16 protein-coding genes and 1 pseudogene are annotated in these 14414 nt (G+C 43.4%); 8 read left to right on the plus strand and 9 right to left on the minus strand.

Annotated features, from left to right (window positions below):
- Nucleotides 1-196 precede the first annotated feature (196 nt).
- The 4 genes and pseudogenes from HP456_RS07500 to HP456_RS07515 form a co-directional block, all read right to left on the minus strand.
- A pseudogene (locus tag HP456_RS07500) lies at nucleotides 197-406 on the minus strand (KGG domain-containing protein); the annotation flags it as partial.
- Nucleotides 407-496: 90 nt separating this feature from the next.
- On the minus strand, nucleotides 497-724 hold the full coding sequence (locus HP456_RS07505) for a KGG domain-containing protein (RefSeq protein WP_172249605.1): 228 nt from the start codon (nucleotides 722-724) through the stop codon (nucleotides 497-499).
- A gap of 355 nt (nucleotides 725-1079) precedes the next feature.
- A complete protein-coding gene (locus HP456_RS07510; RefSeq protein WP_172249607.1) occupies nucleotides 1080-2660 on the minus strand; it encodes a long-chain-fatty-acid--CoA ligase in 1581 nt (526 codons plus the stop codon).
- Nucleotides 2661-3037: 377 nt separating this feature from the next.
- The gene (locus HP456_RS07515) at nucleotides 3038-4531 is read right to left on the minus strand and encodes a DEAD/DEAH box helicase (RefSeq protein ID WP_312857742.1); all 1494 of its coding nucleotides are present in this window, start codon (nucleotides 4529-4531) and stop codon (nucleotides 3038-3040) included.
- Nucleotides 4532-4622: 91 nt separating this feature from the next.
- On the opposite strand from HP456_RS07515, the gene HP456_RS07520 reads away from it, so the two are divergent.
- From HP456_RS07520 to HP456_RS07530, 3 genes are all read left to right on the plus strand, one after another.
- The gene (locus tag HP456_RS07520; protein WP_172249609.1) at nucleotides 4623-5078 is read left to right on the plus strand and encodes a hypothetical protein; all 456 of its coding nucleotides are present in this window, start codon (nucleotides 4623-4625) and stop codon (nucleotides 5076-5078) included.
- Between the two features lie 134 nt (nucleotides 5079-5212).
- A complete protein-coding gene (locus HP456_RS07525; RefSeq protein ID WP_172249611.1) occupies nucleotides 5213-5749 on the plus strand; it encodes a flavodoxin family protein in 537 nt (178 codons plus the stop codon).
- 409 nt (nucleotides 5750-6158) lie between these two features.
- Nucleotides 6159-6581, plus strand: coding sequence for an organic hydroperoxide resistance protein (locus HP456_RS07530; protein ID WP_172249613.1), 423 nt, complete (start codon nucleotides 6159-6161; stop codon nucleotides 6579-6581).
- A gap of 70 nt (nucleotides 6582-6651) precedes the next feature.
- Here HP456_RS07530 and HP456_RS07535 read toward each other — a convergent pair whose 3' ends face one another.
- Entirely contained in the window at nucleotides 6652-7632 is a 981-nt protein-coding gene (locus tag HP456_RS07535; protein WP_172249615.1) for a nuclease-related domain-containing protein, read from the minus strand.
- A 992-nt stretch (nucleotides 7633-8624) separates the two neighbouring features.
- Here HP456_RS07535 and HP456_RS07540 point away from each other — a divergent pair.
- On the plus strand, nucleotides 8625-9194 hold the full coding sequence (locus tag HP456_RS07540) for a DUF6944 family repetitive protein (protein WP_172249617.1): 570 nt from the start codon (nucleotides 8625-8627) through the stop codon (nucleotides 9192-9194).
- On the opposite strand, the gene HP456_RS07545 is transcribed toward HP456_RS07540, so the two are convergent.
- Nucleotides 9152-10135, minus strand: coding sequence for an LLM class flavin-dependent oxidoreductase (locus tag HP456_RS07545; protein ID WP_172249619.1), 984 nt, complete (start codon nucleotides 10133-10135; stop codon nucleotides 9152-9154). The genes HP456_RS07540 and HP456_RS07545 overlap by 43 nt on opposite strands.
- 137 nt (nucleotides 10136-10272) lie before the next feature.
- Between HP456_RS07545 and HP456_RS07550 the strand changes: the two genes are divergently transcribed.
- A complete protein-coding gene (locus HP456_RS07550) occupies nucleotides 10273-10437 on the plus strand; it encodes a hypothetical protein (RefSeq protein WP_172249621.1) in 165 nt (54 codons plus the stop codon).
- A 47-nt stretch (nucleotides 10438-10484) separates the two neighbouring features.
- Here HP456_RS07550 and HP456_RS07555 read toward each other — a convergent pair whose 3' ends face one another.
- Nucleotides 10485-11336, minus strand: a complete 852-nt coding sequence (locus tag HP456_RS07555; RefSeq protein ID WP_172249623.1) for a VOC family protein — start codon at nucleotides 11334-11336, stop codon at nucleotides 10485-10487.
- A gap of 17 nt (nucleotides 11337-11353) precedes the next feature.
- Nucleotides 11354-11761: a DoxX family protein gene (locus tag HP456_RS07560; protein ID WP_172249625.1), complete on the minus strand. Its 408-nt coding sequence runs from the start codon at nucleotides 11759-11761 to the stop codon at nucleotides 11354-11356.
- A 157-nt stretch (nucleotides 11762-11918) separates the two neighbouring features.
- On the opposite strand from HP456_RS07560, the gene HP456_RS07565 reads away from it, so the two are divergent.
- A complete protein-coding gene (locus HP456_RS07565; protein WP_172249627.1) occupies nucleotides 11919-12233 on the plus strand; it encodes a winged helix-turn-helix transcriptional regulator in 315 nt (104 codons plus the stop codon).
- Nucleotides 12234-12772: 539 nt separating this feature from the next.
- Here the strand turns inward: HP456_RS07565 and HP456_RS07570 are convergent.
- Nucleotides 12773-12928 (minus strand): DUF1540 domain-containing protein, encoded by a 156-nt coding sequence (locus HP456_RS07570; protein WP_172249629.1) that lies wholly within the window; start codon nucleotides 12926-12928, stop codon nucleotides 12773-12775.
- 154 nt (nucleotides 12929-13082) lie between these two features.
- On the opposite strand from HP456_RS07570, the gene HP456_RS07575 reads away from it, so the two are divergent.
- Complete coding sequence (locus tag HP456_RS07575) at nucleotides 13083-13346, plus strand: hypothetical protein (protein WP_172249631.1); 264 nt, start codon at nucleotides 13083-13085, stop codon at nucleotides 13344-13346.
- A gap of 134 nt (nucleotides 13347-13480) precedes the next feature.
- Nucleotides 13481-14236, plus strand: a complete 756-nt coding sequence (locus tag HP456_RS07580) for a sugar phosphate isomerase/epimerase family protein (protein ID WP_172249633.1) — start codon at nucleotides 13481-13483, stop codon at nucleotides 14234-14236.
- The last annotated feature ends 178 nt before the right edge of the window (nucleotides 14237-14414 follow it).

Genomic DNA, 14414 nt, shown 5'->3' on the forward strand with positions numbered 1-14414 from the left:
TATTGTTTTTGTTATTATTGTTAGCCATTTTGTTTCCTCTCCTTTAAGTGAAATTGTATTTTGCAATGACGCTTTCCAGAAATGACGTTTCCAATGGACGATTTTAATAGCTGATCGTTTAGCTGTTATTTGAGCTGTTGTTGGAACCTGAGTTCGAGCTGCTGCTTCTTGAACGGTTTGCGTTGTTGGAATTACCGGAATTACTGGAGTTTCTGCCGCCCTTTTCACCGATCTCCTGATAGAATTCCTTATCGTGATTGCTGGCAGTCGCTTCTCCGCCTTTTTCTCCGATTTCCTGATAGAATTCTTTATCATGATTTTGGGATGTGGCTTTCCCGCCTTTACGTCCAGCTTCTTCATGACTCATTTTGCTGTTGTTATTGTTTTTGTTATTATTGTTTGCCATTTTGTTTCCTCTCCTTTAAGTGAAATTGTATTTACCAATGACGCTTTCCAGAAATGACGTTTCCAATGGACGATTTTAAAAGCTGATCGTTTAGCTGTTGTTTGAGCTGTTGTTGGAACCTGAGTTCGAGTTGCTGCTTCTTGAACGGTTTGAGTTGTTGGAATTACCGGAATTACTGGAGTTTCTGCCGCCTTTTTCACCGATTTCCTGATAGAATTCTTTATCATGATTTTGGGATGTGGCTTTCCCGCCTTTACGTCCAGCTTCTTCATGACTCATTTTGCTGTTATTATTGTTTTTGTTATTATTGTTTGCCATTTTGTTTCCTCTCCTTTAAGTGAAATTGTATTTAGCAATGACGCTTTTCAGAAATGACGTTTCCAATGACTTTCTTTAAATCGAAGCAGAATTCAAGTTACTCTATAGCTTGTCTTTTCTTTTTGAAATGAACGCCATACCGTATGATCCTCCTTTGATTTTTGATGTTACATTTGCTTGTTTACCATCTTTTCAGAGAGATAAACACCGATATGTACAATTCATTTATTTGTAAAGATTTTGTCATTTTACAAATAAAGTTGTTGTTTCAGAGTGGATGCTTAAATGTAAGGAAATCAGGACGAGAAAAAAGACATGCAGGCATCACACGTCTTTTTCGTACCCAGTATTATTTTTAATGAATCATTCGGTCATGGTCTTTCCAGAATTCTTTCCGGATGATGACCTTCTGGATTTTGCCCGAAGCGGTTTTGGGCAGCTCATTTGCAAATGTGATCCCTTTTGGCGCTTTAAAGCCGGCCAATTTTTCTCCGCAGAATCTGAAGAGTTCTTCTTCAGTCAGACTGTGTCCATCACGCTGAACTACGACTGCATGAGGGACTTCCCCCCATTTCTCATGAGGGACTGCAATCACTGCCGCTTCGAGGATACCAGGATGATCATAAAGCACACCTTCGACTTCGATGGAAGAAATGTTCTCACCGCCGCTAATAATGACATCTTTCATCCGATCTACGATTTCGATATACCCGTCCCCGTCAACGACAGCCATATCACCTGTATGGAGCCAGCCATCCCGTATCGTTGCATTCGTGGCTTCAGGATTTTTAAAATATCCCTCCATTACCGTGTTTGTTCTTGTTACGATTTCTCCAATTGTCTTACCGTCTTTCGGGATTTCACCCCCTGACTCATCAACTACTTTCACCTTCGCACCGATCATGCTGTATCCCGCCTTTGCCTTTAATCGGTATTTCTCTTCTTTCGGCTTTTCAAGCTCCGTTGATCGAATCGTCGAAACCGTGATGAGCGGCGAAATCTCCGTCATCCCATAAACCTGGATAAACTCCCACTTCAAATTTTCTTCCACCTTCCTCACAAAAGCCGGAGGAGGTGCCGAGCCTGCGATGACGACCCTAAGCTGCTGATTAATCTCAGGTTTGTCAGATTCATATTGTTCAAGAATCATATTCAGGACGGTCGGGGCCATATGCATGACTGATACCCCATACTTCTTTACTTTTTCCAAAATGACGTTAGGATCTGCTTTCCTGAGCATCACTTGTGTGGCACCGTTGGCAGTATAGTAAAACGGTGAACCCCACCCGTTCACGTGGAACATCGGAAGCACATGGAGGAGGGTATCCTGATCGGACACTCTCAAATGATGCATGGAAGAGAGGGCATGGAGATAATTGGACCGGTGGGTTAACAGCACACCCTTTGGATCTCCGGTCGTACCGCTCGTGTAAAGCAGTGATGCTATATCCGTTTCCTCGAGAGGCACACGGTCAAATTCCTCCCGACTGAATTTGTTCCGCCACTCGTCATAACCCGGATATCCATCCTGGGAATTCCCATGAATGATGACATGTTTCAACTTTGGAACCTTTGACAATATCCGTTGAACGAGCGGGTACAGCTCTTCATCAACAAATAATGCCTTGCTTTCACTATGAGTCAAGATAAATTCATAATCTGCAGGCTTCAGCCGTGTATTCAATGGAGTCATCACCCCGCCGACTCCGAACACTCCATAAAATCCCTCAAGCATTTCCGTCGTATTCGGTGCGAGATAAGCGACTTTATCACCCTTTTCAATACCGATTTCGCGGAGCCCCCGGGATAATTGATTGACCCGCGCATATAACTGTTTGTAGGTCAGCCTCTTTTCATCATCGATGATCGCAGCCTTGTTCCCATACTGCTCGACGGCCCGGTCCAAAAAATCTGTTAACACTAAAGGTACATGCATTCCCTCATTCCATCCCCTTTCTGAAATAATAAAGCGTTTATTCTATTTATAAGGGAATGATGAATAGATATCAAGACAGTTGTTTTAATCTTCTGATAAATATAGTGTGGTTACAGTGATTGTGTGTAAGTATCGGATAAGGATACGCTTATTTGGTAAGAAAACTTCGTAATTTGGTCTTCAGGAAATCTTCCATAATTAAGTGTCCATGCTGAAAATAAATCTATCGGTTTCTGGTTATCTTTCATCAAAAATTCTGCGAGATTCACCTGATAATCTTCGAATTTCCCCGGTCATTCAGCCAATTTAATAAATAATGTAAAACCAACCAAAAAAGCATGGATGCGCACTAACCACGCACCATGCTCGTTACTATATTAATTACGGCCTCTTCTGCCGCCTGAACCTGAACTGCTGCTTCGTCTTCCGCTTCTTTCCCTGTTCCCGCTGCCGCTCCTTCTGCTTGCCGATGAAGAACCACTGCCGTCGGAACTTCTGTTTTCGGATTTGGCAGTTGAACGCCCGCTGGATGCACTTCTGTCCCCGGGTTTACCGGATGAATTCCTGCCCCCTGAACCTCTGCCTGATGAGCTTACTCGTCCAGGTCCGCCTGACGATCGTCTGCCGCGGCCGCCTTTTGAACTGCGTTCACGGCTTGCCTGAATGTTTTTCTCTCTTCTTTCTTTGATGCTTTCACTTTTTTCTTTGCTTCGGGAAGAGTTAGTAGCGCCGGCTCCCGGCGGCACGTCAACTTCGCGTCTCTGAAGCGAACGGTCTATACCTTTTTCAATCACTTCGAGAGCCTGCTTGTCTTTCAAAGCAGCAAATGTGATGGCAAGCCCGTCTTTTCCAGCGCGCCCTGTCCTGCCGATCCGGTGAATATAACTTTCAACGTCTAGTGGGATATCATAGTTGAAGACATGTGTGACACCTTCCACATCAAGACCGCGGGCAGCTACATCTGTTGCAATCAATAGCTGCAGCTTAGCTTCACGGAATTTCTTCATGACGGCTTCCCGCTTCGCCTGGGAAAGGTCCCCGTGAAGCTCATCGACAAGGAAGCCCCTTGCTTTCAAGTCCACGTGCAGCTTGCTGACCCGTCTTTTTGTGCGGCAGAAAATGATGCCGAGAAACGGCTGGACGTCAAGGATTGTTTGACTAAGGGCGTCCAGCTTCCCGCGGTCAGTCGTTTCAACGACTTCCTGATGGATTTCCTCTACGATCTTTTCCTTTTCGCGTATTTGAACGTTATGAGGGTTATTCATATAACGTTTGCCGATTTTACGGATATCCTTTGACATCGTCGCTGAGAACAATGCGGTCTGTCTTGTATATGGAGTTTCCCGAATAATCGCTTCCACCTCATCGAAGAAACCGATATGCAGCATTTGGTCGGCTTCATCCAGCACAAGGAAAGACACTTCTGAAAAATCAATCGTGCGTCGGCGCAGGTGATCAAGGATCCGACCCGGGGTCCCGATGACAATGTGGATCGCCCGGTTTCGCAAGCGGTTGATTTGTTTTTCAACGTCCTGCCCCCCGTAAACGGCAAGTACGTTGATGTCTTCTTTTGAAGCGGTCAGAAGCTGATTGAGCTCCGCCGTCACCTGAATCGCCAGTTCCCTTGTCGGGGTGACGATAAGTGATTGGATGCTTTCTTTCTCTTTATCGATTTTATCAAGCATCGGCAGAAGGAAGGCCATTGTTTTTCCCGTGCCTGTCTGTGCCTGTCCAATCACGTCTTCGCCATTTAATAAAACAGGTATCGTCTCAACCTGGATTGGTGTCGGTTCTGTAATGGATTGTTCTTTTAATGCGTCAGTATACTTAGGCTGAATCCCTAAGGATGAGAAATCGTTCAATGCAGTCACCTCTTTCCCCTCATTATACCCCTAACCTTTCTTTAAAAATAGTGGACTATGCTATAATGAAAAAATCGTTGAAATAGAAATGAGGAATAACATGCTGACATTTCAGGAAAAACTCGACATCATCGAAACATTTGATGAACTTACAAAAAAAGATGTGTCGCTGAACCGGGTTAATTTTCACTTTGAAGACAGTCTTTATGATAAAACCATCGTTGTCTACCATCTGCATCCCAACGGGAACGGATTTGTTTATACAGGAGATCTTTCCCAATATGATTCGAACGCAAAAGGACTTGTCAATATCCGCGACTTTAATGCTCATGAGTTACGTGGCATCATCACGGCTTCCATTTCATACTTGTCCGAGGAGGAAGAAATCCAGCCTGCCTTGGAGCAGACGTGGAAAGATTCTGAAGGACACACCCTTCTTCTCATGGAGGAGGACGACCGCTGGAATATTTACGCCGGTGAAAATCTGGAGGACAGCTTCGGCGGCTATGATGAAGCTGCCATGTATTTAAGAGAAGAAGGATTTAAGATCCGATAAATTTTTTCAAGAGACTCTGGCCCTTGTGAAATGGACGAAAGACAACCCCTGCGCCACCCGTGCCCATTCCCTGTTTGCCTATGGGTGAATATACTAAAGATAACAGCTGATCTATTTAAGAAGGAGAGTTAAAGATGAAAGTATTAGCCTTGCTGGGAAGTACGAGAAAAGACGGGAATTCTGAATACCTTGCAAAGAAAATCGTTGAAGGGACTGACCATACGATTGTGTCCCTTGCCGATATGGATATCAGGCCAATAGTGGATATGAGACATTCTGAAGGAGGTTTCTCACCAGTCGAGGATGATTATGAAGAACTTGTTCAGATGATCCAGGATCACGACATCCTGCTGTTTGCCACTCCACTTTACTGGTACGGAATGAGCGGTCCCATGAAGAACTTCTTTGACCGATGGAGTCAATATTTGCGAGATGAACGGTTCAATCTAAAAGAAGAGCTGACCAGGAAGAAAGCGTACGTGGTCATCACCGGAGGCACGAGCGCATGCATCAAAGGGCTGCCTCTTGTACAGCAATTCAATTACATTTTTGAATTTGTGAACATGGAATTCTCAGACTACCTGATCGGGGCCGGCGTACGCCCCGGTGAAGTGGTCAATGATATTGCAGCCCTTGAAAAGGCTGAGCGCTGGAATGCATTATTCAGATAATCTTATGGATGATCCTGACGGGTCATCCTTTTTTTATTTTTCGAAACTCCTGCGAAAACATATTGACTCTCAAAATCACCGCAGACACACCAGTATTTAGCAGCAATCCATACCAGCACCGGGATGCCGTCGTCGTCATTCCCGCCACCTTCCTGCTCAACCAGGTCATTATGCTGCCCTCTTGCCCTTGCCCGCCAGTTCCCTTCTTGGCCGGACCACTGATACTCATTTGGATCTCAATTCTCATTGGCTTTTTTTAGATGCTGATCATCGTCCATTATGCTTCGTAAAAACGGGATTATCGGAGAACAGCGAAAATTTATTAGCGGATAGCACATCAAAATGTTTAGTCCCCCGCTTTATTGTAAAAAGTAACAATGTGCAAAATTTTAAAAGAGGAGTGAACAAGATGGATGCATTATATACAGCTAAAGCAACCGCAAAAGGCGGACGCGCCGGAAAGGTAAAAAGCAGTGACGGTGTATTGGACCTCGATCTTGCAATGCCAAAATCACTCGGGGGAGACGGTTCTGAAGGAGCAACGAATCCGGAGCAATTATTCGCAGCCGGATATGCAGCCTGTTTCGACAGCGCTTTAAACCTCGTTGCCGGCAAGGAAAAAAAGAAAATCGAATCTGAAGTTTCTGCCGAAGTCTCTATCGGAAAAGACACAGACGGCGGCTTCAAACTCGGGGTCGCCCTCTCAGTTTCCGTGAGCGGCGTTGAGCTCGATGAAGCGAAACAGCTGGTCGAGAAAGCTCATGGAGTATGCCCTTATTCGAAAGCAACGGATGGGAATATAGAGGTGACATTGAATACTGACACGTTTTAGGTTGGATGATGGATCGGCTGGTTTTTTGGCCGGTCCGTTATTTTGCAACAAAAAAACTGGAAAACATGATTCAAAATATTTTAGATGGTAAAATCGGAATTTCATATTTTCTATTTTTTGTGGATCCAGTAGAGGTGAATTTCATTTTCTTTAAGAGTTTTGAAGCAGTATTTATGGAGTTAATATTTAAAAATTTCCGCATCTCACCGTTTGATATAGTTGGTTTATAGAGGAGAGCATAGTCTGTTAAAGCCTCTATATGAGCGTATTTATCAGAGTGTTTACATAATTTACAGCGCCAACTGCCTGACACGCGTTCCACTGAGAATTTCTTGCATACCGAACAATATACTCCAGTTTGAATATCGTCTTCAGTAAGACCGAACAGTGATAATATGTCTTGATTATGAGGTTGATGATGTTTAATTATTTTTTTTGATAGCTTAATGAGTACCTTTTTAGAAAAAACTTCATCAGAATATTTTCTGCAATAATGAAATATCCTGCCTGTTAGTTTCGTGTTACGGATTAGTCTGCGATAAACATCCTGATCATTGGAAGTATTTTTTATTAGTGTTTTGGAGTTTGTAAAAACAACGAGAAACTCGATCGGGATAGGCGGTAACTTATTCTCTTCAAGCCACTTTTTCAATTCGCCTGCTTGTTTATTTGCCTGGAGAATCGGGTCGGGGAAAACATCTGTTTGACCATCCTTGGTCCGGATCATTTGGTTGTATTTTGAATCTATATAGATTTCACCAGAGATATTCTTGACTTCGAGGACTAGTATATAACATGAATGAAGGATGAGGGTATCAATTTGAAAATAATGAGAACCCATTTTGAGACGTATATCATGAAGAATGATGAAATCTTTCTGTGGAAGTAAACTTAAATAATAATCTAATGAAATTTCCCCCTTGTATCCTGCCAGAACCCTTTTATATTTACTTTCTATTTCAGGTATTTTGTAGTGATTCTCATGAATTCGTTTTAATAAAGCTAGTAGCTGGAGTAATAGTTTAGGTGGTAGATGTTCTTTACCCTTCAAAATGGTCACTCCTTAGTATTTTTTTGGAGAAATGAACGAGGTGATGTGATGTAGAAGCGATGAATGAAATAATTTTGCCGGTTTTTTAAAAATTCTTGCCGATACTTCCAATAATCTTGCCATTTCAAACAATATTCTTGCCACTATTAACAATATTCTTGCCAAAATTAGATTTATTTTAGCTTTTTTACAATTAACGGAAAATAATCTCCTCCTCCAAAGTTATACTATGTACCAAATTATACCAAACTCACACCCCAATCAACTAACAATTTCCCAAAATATCACCCACACGATTCATTACCCCTTCCCAAAGGGAATGACATAGAAGCATAGTCTAGTAACTTTTACTCATTGGAGGATCACTAAGTAATTGAATTACACCACGGTAAATTGTTTTGGCCCACTACGTATAACGGTTGGATACTCATTACGATGTTGCTATCATCGCAGGCGGACTGGATGAAGACCTGACAGAAGCACCGTAAAATATGGAAATATGAATAAACAGGGAAAGCAGATTCAAAAAGAAGTGCAGAAACTGTTTCCAGGTTTAAGCGTCGAAATGGAATATGCCTGGGGGCTAGCTTCGGGGAATTACTCGACCACCTGCGGTATATGGGAGGCACCCAGATAAGGAAAGAATCTTTTACCTGCTGGGATACGGTGGGACCGGTACGGTATACAGCATGCTTGGTTCAAGTATTCTCAGAGACCTGATACTTGATCGTCCGAATAAAGATGCAGACATAGTGAAGCTGGACAGATGAGAAGAACGCAAGCATCTTTGCCATTCCGATAAATGTTGGATCGGCCGGTAGTCGCTTTTGGACTCCAACAGTCGGACCGAAATCCCCTAAACGGTCTGCTTGAAAGATAAAAAAAAAACAGAAAACAACCACAGTTCATCTGCCTTAATGCTGGTATACGGATTAACCATCCCGCCCTCTTTTGTATACACTATCCTAGAACTTAAAGAGTAGGCGATTTACATGGGTAATGCGTTCAAAGCCACATTTGGAGCCTGGATACAGGCGGTCGGAACTGTCCTCTCTGCCATTGGTAATACTCCGAACAAGTCTTTGTCGGAAGATACCCTCGACAACCTTGATATTGTTGGAAACGAGCTGCAGGCGACAGGGAATGCCCTTGAAGCTGATGCAATCGTTGATCCCGCCAGCTTGACTAAGATCGGCAATCAAATTCAAACCATTGGAAATTTGACCGTGCTGGCCGGTTTGATCATGGACTTCAGTGAAGTGACGGAGCAAGAACTTACCATAAAAGGGAACCTCCTGCAGGCATTGGGCGGATCTGCCGCGGTAGCAGATTCCCTTGACGATGAACGGACACTCGATGAGCTGCTCTCCATTTATGGAAACGGTCTGCAGGTCATCGGGAACACCCTTCAGGCGATATCTGGAATCCTTGAATTGAATAATGAAGATAGCGGGGAACTGAACACAGCCGGGAGCTGGATCCAGGCTGTCGGGGCGGTCCTCTCCGCCCTGGTGCAAAGTCAATCCACTCCTTCCAGCAGTACTTCCGCAAGCAATTCGTAGGATCTCACTTTGTCTTCAAAATCTGATACATTGGTGATGATCATGAATTCATCCGTTTGATAGATTTCACTGAGCAGCCGTAACTCTTCCTTCACTTTTTCCGGAGTGCCCACAATGGTACGTTTTCGATTTTCTGCGACTTTCTCCTTTTCCCTGGCCGTGAGTTTTCGATTTTCCGCTTCTTTCTTTGAAGGGATGCGGGTATCGATTCCTCTTTCAACTTCAAGCAGCCATATGTCCTGACTGCGGGCAATCTTCTCTGCTTCTTCCTGGGTCGGTGCACATACGACAAAAATGCAGACGTTGCTGACGGGTTCCTTTAAACCTTCAGATGGCTGAAAATGGGTGTGATAATCATCCATTGCCCTTTTTCCGTTACTCGAATTGATGAAGTGGCCATAGGTAAAAGCGGTTCCATTCTCGGCAGCAACCCTGGCCCCCCGAGGCGTGATCCCGAGTATCCAGGTCATCGGCGGCTGTTGAACGGCCGGATATGCTTTTACCGTTGACCCTTCGTGGAGAAAATTCTGCAGATTTCCCACCTGTCTTGGAAACTCATTCAAACTTTTATTGAGTCCATCCGTCAACGCCATTCGTGTTTCATATGATCCTCCCGGCGAACGGCCGATTCCCAAATCGATCCGTCCTGGAAAAAGTGTTTCCAGCACCTTGAAATCCTCGGCTATTTTATACGGACTGTACTGAGGAAGAAGGACACCTCCCGATCCGATCTTGATGTGCTGTGTGATGGATGCCAGATGCGAAATCAGCACTTGAGGTGCAGTACCCGCGAGCCCGTTCGTATTATGATGCTCCGCCACCCAAAAACGGGTAAAGCCGAGTTTTTCAGTACGCTGAGCAAGTCTCGCCGTTTCTTCAAAAGCCGTTCTTGCGTCCTGTCCTTTTGTAATGACCGACTGGTCAAGTACACTCAATTTCATGTTGAAACCTCCACACTTCACCTTTTAGCATGTATTATCCCACTCTTACGCACTCTTTCAAAAAAAGATGCTTATCCGGCATAGTTTCCATTTTTCCATTCACAATAAGGAAAGATTCCATAATAGGAGGAACTTTCATGAAAAAGAGAAACCCTAATCAATCAGTAGAACGTAAGGTGGCTCCCACTTATGATGAAGAACAATCCTTTGGTGAAGATGCGACAGATGAGGATGTAAAACATGGAGACGCAACGATGGTCACTCGTCTTGTATACGATAAGTACGATCCAAGTGAAGGATAACATTTAATAAAACCGCCTCTTATCACGATACGAGGCGGCTTTATTAATTAAATCGTTAGATACAGTTTGTTTCCTGAAGGATCTTCTGTTGAGATTTTTCCGTTTTGTTCATAGTTCACTTGTGTCCCAAGTGTTTTCAACCGGCTGATTGCCGTGTTTCTTTTTTCTTCGCTTGGAAAATGAACGTCGAATGAACTTAGTCCCACACTATTCCGGGCAGGTCTCGGTGCCCCCACTCCGTTCCACGTATTCAATCCAATGTGATGATGGTAGCCGCCCGTGGAGATAAACAGAGCCTGATTCCCAAATTTCGATACGACTTCGAAGCCGAGTCCATTCGTATAAAATTCTGCTGTTTCATTTAGTTCGCCAGCATGCAGATGAATGTGGCCCATCATCGTTTGCGGCGGGAGACCTGTCCAAGGCTCTCCTTTTCCCTCCGCTAAAATGGCTTTTGCATCGATCGGATCGACGGCCATTTCCACCTGATCTCCATTCCACTTCCAAGTGGATGCGGGTTTATCCCAATAGACTTCGATTCCATTTCCATCCGGATCGTTCAGGTAAAGCGCTTCACTCACCAGATGATCGGATGATCCTAATGGGATATTCAATTGAGCGAAGTGGTTTAAAATCCGTCCTAAGTCCGCTCGCTCCGGTAATAATATCGCAAAATGGTAAAGTCCTGTCGTGCGAGGCTGTTTTCGTGTAACGTTCTCCGGCTGCTCGATCGTGAGCAGCGTTGAGTGACCATCCGCAGTCAAACGTGCTCTGTTTGGTGATTGATCGAGTATTCTAAAGCCGATGACCTCTTGATAGTAATTCAGTGACCGCTTGATGTTTTCTACTTTTATTTTGACTTGGCTAACATGTGTATGAGGATGTTGGTGAAAGTTCATTTTATTTGCTCCTTCCATTATTGACTGGCATTTGATTGAAAAATCCTGGAGTCTAATGAAAATGATGCCGGTTTATCAAATATGAAAAAGACAGACATGGCCAAAAGAACAAAGTCAAGTTCATAGCCTGTCCCTTGTCCGTTTCCTAAAAAACCGGCAGCGAGCTTCACTTTAAAGATTGCGCCTGCCATAATAATAGCAAACAAGGCTGCAACTACCTTTGTTCCAAACCCCAGGATCATCGCAATTCCCCCGATTAATTCAATAAACGCAACTACATACGCCGAAAAACCGGGCAGTCCCAATGTCTCGAAAAAACCAGCCGTATTTTCAATGCCTCCTTGAAACTTTACAAAACCGTGAATGAAAAATGTTAAACCTAATGCAAACCTTAAGATTAGTGCCCCTATGTGCTGAGAGTTCATTTTTATTGATTCCTTTCTCTTTTGGTATATTTAATTTAGTCACTTAGTTACTTTATGTAACTTATAATATTTTAGTAACTTATTTTTGTCAAGTAACTAATTTATATATAGTTAGTACTTATGATATACTAAAGGTATAGCTAAAGGAGTGGTAAAGGTGAATACATCCGAAATTTGCCCGCGGTTCGAAAAAGCAATCAGCATCCTGAGCCAGCGATGGACCGCACTCATCATTTATCAATTGCTTTCCGGTCCGCAGCGGAACTCCACCATTAAGGATGGCATCGGCATCAGTGGAAGACTATTATCAGAACGCCTTAAAGATCTTGAAGAAGAAGGCATCATCGAGCGGAAAGTGTACCCGGAAACCCCGGTCAGAATCGAATATTCCCTCACTGAAAAAGGATATTCATTGGAACCGCTGATGAAACATATAGAAAAATGGTCCCAGGAATGGATCGAGAAGGAATGAAGGGCTCGTCACTTATTTGTGACGGGTTTTTGTTTGGGTGGTAATTTGATTTGTGAGATCGGTGAGGTCGTATGTTGCGCCTTTTTTGGTGCCGGGTGTTGGGAGTTGAGGGATTTAGGAGTTTTTTAGCAACATACCTTGATTCGATATGAAGAAAAATTCCCGTTCTTCCATTTGTTATGTTGGGCTAATCAGCAACTGGTAATCCAACCAAGCTTCAATATGATTATTTGTATTTCCCTTTTGCATTGTTTACAGAACCTGAGCCCCTGTTCCCTTACAATGGACTATGATTAGGCGTTTAAGTATGACGATATATTGAAATAAGTGGACTATGTTAAATTCAAGGGTGAACCTTGATTAACAACTTACTCCAGTCATCTCCCCTGGCCCATCTTCAAAAATTAAACTCCTGCATGAATAAGAATGATAATTATTATCAATACTATCTAAAAACAGGCAACCACGCCAATGGTTGCCTGCCGGATCTTTCTTCGATCACGAATAGAGATCCTTCTCACATATTTTTAACGTATCCGTTACATACCCGGGTCGAATGTCTTACAATCTGTTTCTTCGCTGTTATGAGCCTTATTCCCCTTGTGGCTGACGACGAAGATTTGGTCTGCTGAGCACTTTTTGCCTTCTTTGTTGTATTTGCAGTTGCTTACTTCACATAGTACATCTTGTGCCATGTTTCTTCACCTCCTCAGTTATTATTAGATTTCACTAATTTTCATCTGTTCATACCTTGAGGTGTTATAAATCCTATACCCGGTTGTTCGTTATCATAACCCCTTCTCTTTGGCCATATAATCAATATGGATACTACACAAAGGGGGATTTTTGATGGAGCAGAGACGTTTGTATCATGTTCAAAATCTTGCTTTTGAAATCATGGATGAAATGAATGCTGATAACGAGCTGGAGAATAGAGTGAATCTGAAGCATGTCGTCGATCACTTATCGAGGGCTATCGGAAGTCTTGCAGATCCTTCCGGTACGTTTTCGATGGATTATGTCGAGGAAAAAATTGCTGCTGCCCATTACTCGGTATTTCAAAATGAAAAGAAGCTTGCATGCCTGAAAATTAAATCACCTGCTATTAAGTAACACATGAAAAGCTGCCTAAGCTGGTTACGCATTAACCGGTTTGGGCAGCTTTTTTCGTAAAACGAAAAGAGGATTTTCCCCGATGATTCAGAAGTCTTTAATATAGAGTCTATAAACGAAAGGCAGGTTACATAATGAAACGAATTCCCATCGCACTGCAAATGTACACTCTTCGAAACGAATCCGCAGACGATTTTACAGGAACATTGGAAAAAGTTGCACAGCTCGGCTACGAAGGAGTGGAGTTGGCAGGCTACGGTGATTTAAAGGCAAAAGAGTTAAGACAAGTGCTTGACGATCTGGGGCTGAAAGCAGCTTCCAGCCATATCCCGCTTTCTGAACTAAGAAATGATGCGGCAAAGGCGATCAACGATCAAAAGGAATTGGGCAGCAAGTATGTAGTTTGCCCATATCTGGAACCAGAGAAAAGAACGGATAATGACTATTTCAGATTGATTGATGATTTGAATGAGATTGGCGAAAAATGTGCAGCAGAAGGCCTCACCCTTTGTTATCACAATCATGATTTTGAATTAACGACGTTACGCAATGGACGTTCTGCATTAGAGACCATCCTTCAGGAAACCAATCCGGAATGGGTGAAAGCAGAATTTGATATATATTGGCTGACGTTCGCAGGAGAAAGACCCGCTGATTGGCTCGAACGTTATAAGGGCCGTTCCCCTCTTGTTCATCTGAAGGATATGACGATGGATGGAGAACGATTCTTTGCTGAGCTCGGGACAGGCGGGATAGACCTTGATTCGGTGCTGGACTTAGGGGAAGACGGGGGTGTCGACTGGTGGATTGTCGAACAGGATGAATGCAGGGAATCTCCTATCCAAAGTGTTCAGAGAAGCATTGAGTATTTGAAGGGTAAGCAACTATAGCATGATCCAAAAAAGGGGCAGGGACAAAACTAATAAACCACGACATATAGTCGAACAATTTCAGTGTATGTTCTTAATACCGCTAATGATTTCCGTGCAAGACTTCGCTTTCCGCGGGTAGCCCGTGAGTCTCCTCGGCAAGCCTGCGGGGTCTCACTTGTCTAGCTGCAGGGCTTAG

It is taken from the genome of Bacillus haikouensis (assembly GCF_013179555.1).
In the GTDB taxonomy this organism is placed as follows: Bacteria; Bacillota; Bacilli; order Bacillales; family Bacillaceae_B; genus Rossellomorea; species Rossellomorea haikouensis_A.

Excerpts from the sequence above, each read along its gene's own strand:
- HP456_RS07505 (WP_172249605.1), bottom strand. The coding sequence starts at position 724 with ATGGCAAACAATAATAACAAAAACAATAATAACAGCAAAATGAGTCAT.
- HP456_RS07510 (WP_172249607.1), bottom strand. The coding sequence starts at position 2,660 with ATGCATGTACCTTTAGTGTTAACAGATTTTTTGGACCGGGCCGTCGAG.
- HP456_RS07520 (WP_172249609.1), top strand. The coding sequence starts at position 4,623 with ATGCTGACATTTCAGGAAAAACTCGACATCATCGAAACATTTGATGAA.
- HP456_RS07525 (WP_172249611.1), top strand. The coding sequence starts at position 5,213 with ATGAAAGTATTAGCCTTGCTGGGAAGTACGAGAAAAGACGGGAATTCT.
- HP456_RS07530 (WP_172249613.1), top strand. The coding sequence starts at position 6,159 with ATGGATGCATTATATACAGCTAAAGCAACCGCAAAAGGCGGACGCGCC.
- HP456_RS07540 (WP_172249617.1), top strand. The coding sequence starts at position 8,625 with ATGGGTAATGCGTTCAAAGCCACATTTGGAGCCTGGATACAGGCGGTC.
- HP456_RS07545 (WP_172249619.1), bottom strand. The coding sequence starts at position 10,135 with ATGAAATTGAGTGTACTTGACCAGTCGGTCATTACAAAAGGACAGGAC.
- HP456_RS07550 (WP_172249621.1), top strand. The coding sequence starts at position 10,273 with ATGAAAAAGAGAAACCCTAATCAATCAGTAGAACGTAAGGTGGCTCCC.
- HP456_RS07555 (WP_172249623.1), bottom strand. The coding sequence starts at position 11,336 with ATGAACTTTCACCAACATCCTCATACACATGTTAGCCAAGTCAAAATA.
- HP456_RS07560 (WP_172249625.1), bottom strand. The coding sequence starts at position 11,761 with ATGAACTCTCAGCACATAGGGGCACTAATCTTAAGGTTTGCATTAGGT.
- HP456_RS07570 (WP_172249629.1), bottom strand. The coding sequence starts at position 12,928 with ATGGCACAAGATGTACTATGTGAAGTAAGCAACTGCAAATACAACAAA.
- HP456_RS07575 (WP_172249631.1), top strand. The coding sequence starts at position 13,083 with ATGGAGCAGAGACGTTTGTATCATGTTCAAAATCTTGCTTTTGAAATC.
- HP456_RS07580 (WP_172249633.1), top strand. The coding sequence starts at position 13,481 with ATGAAACGAATTCCCATCGCACTGCAAATGTACACTCTTCGAAACGAA.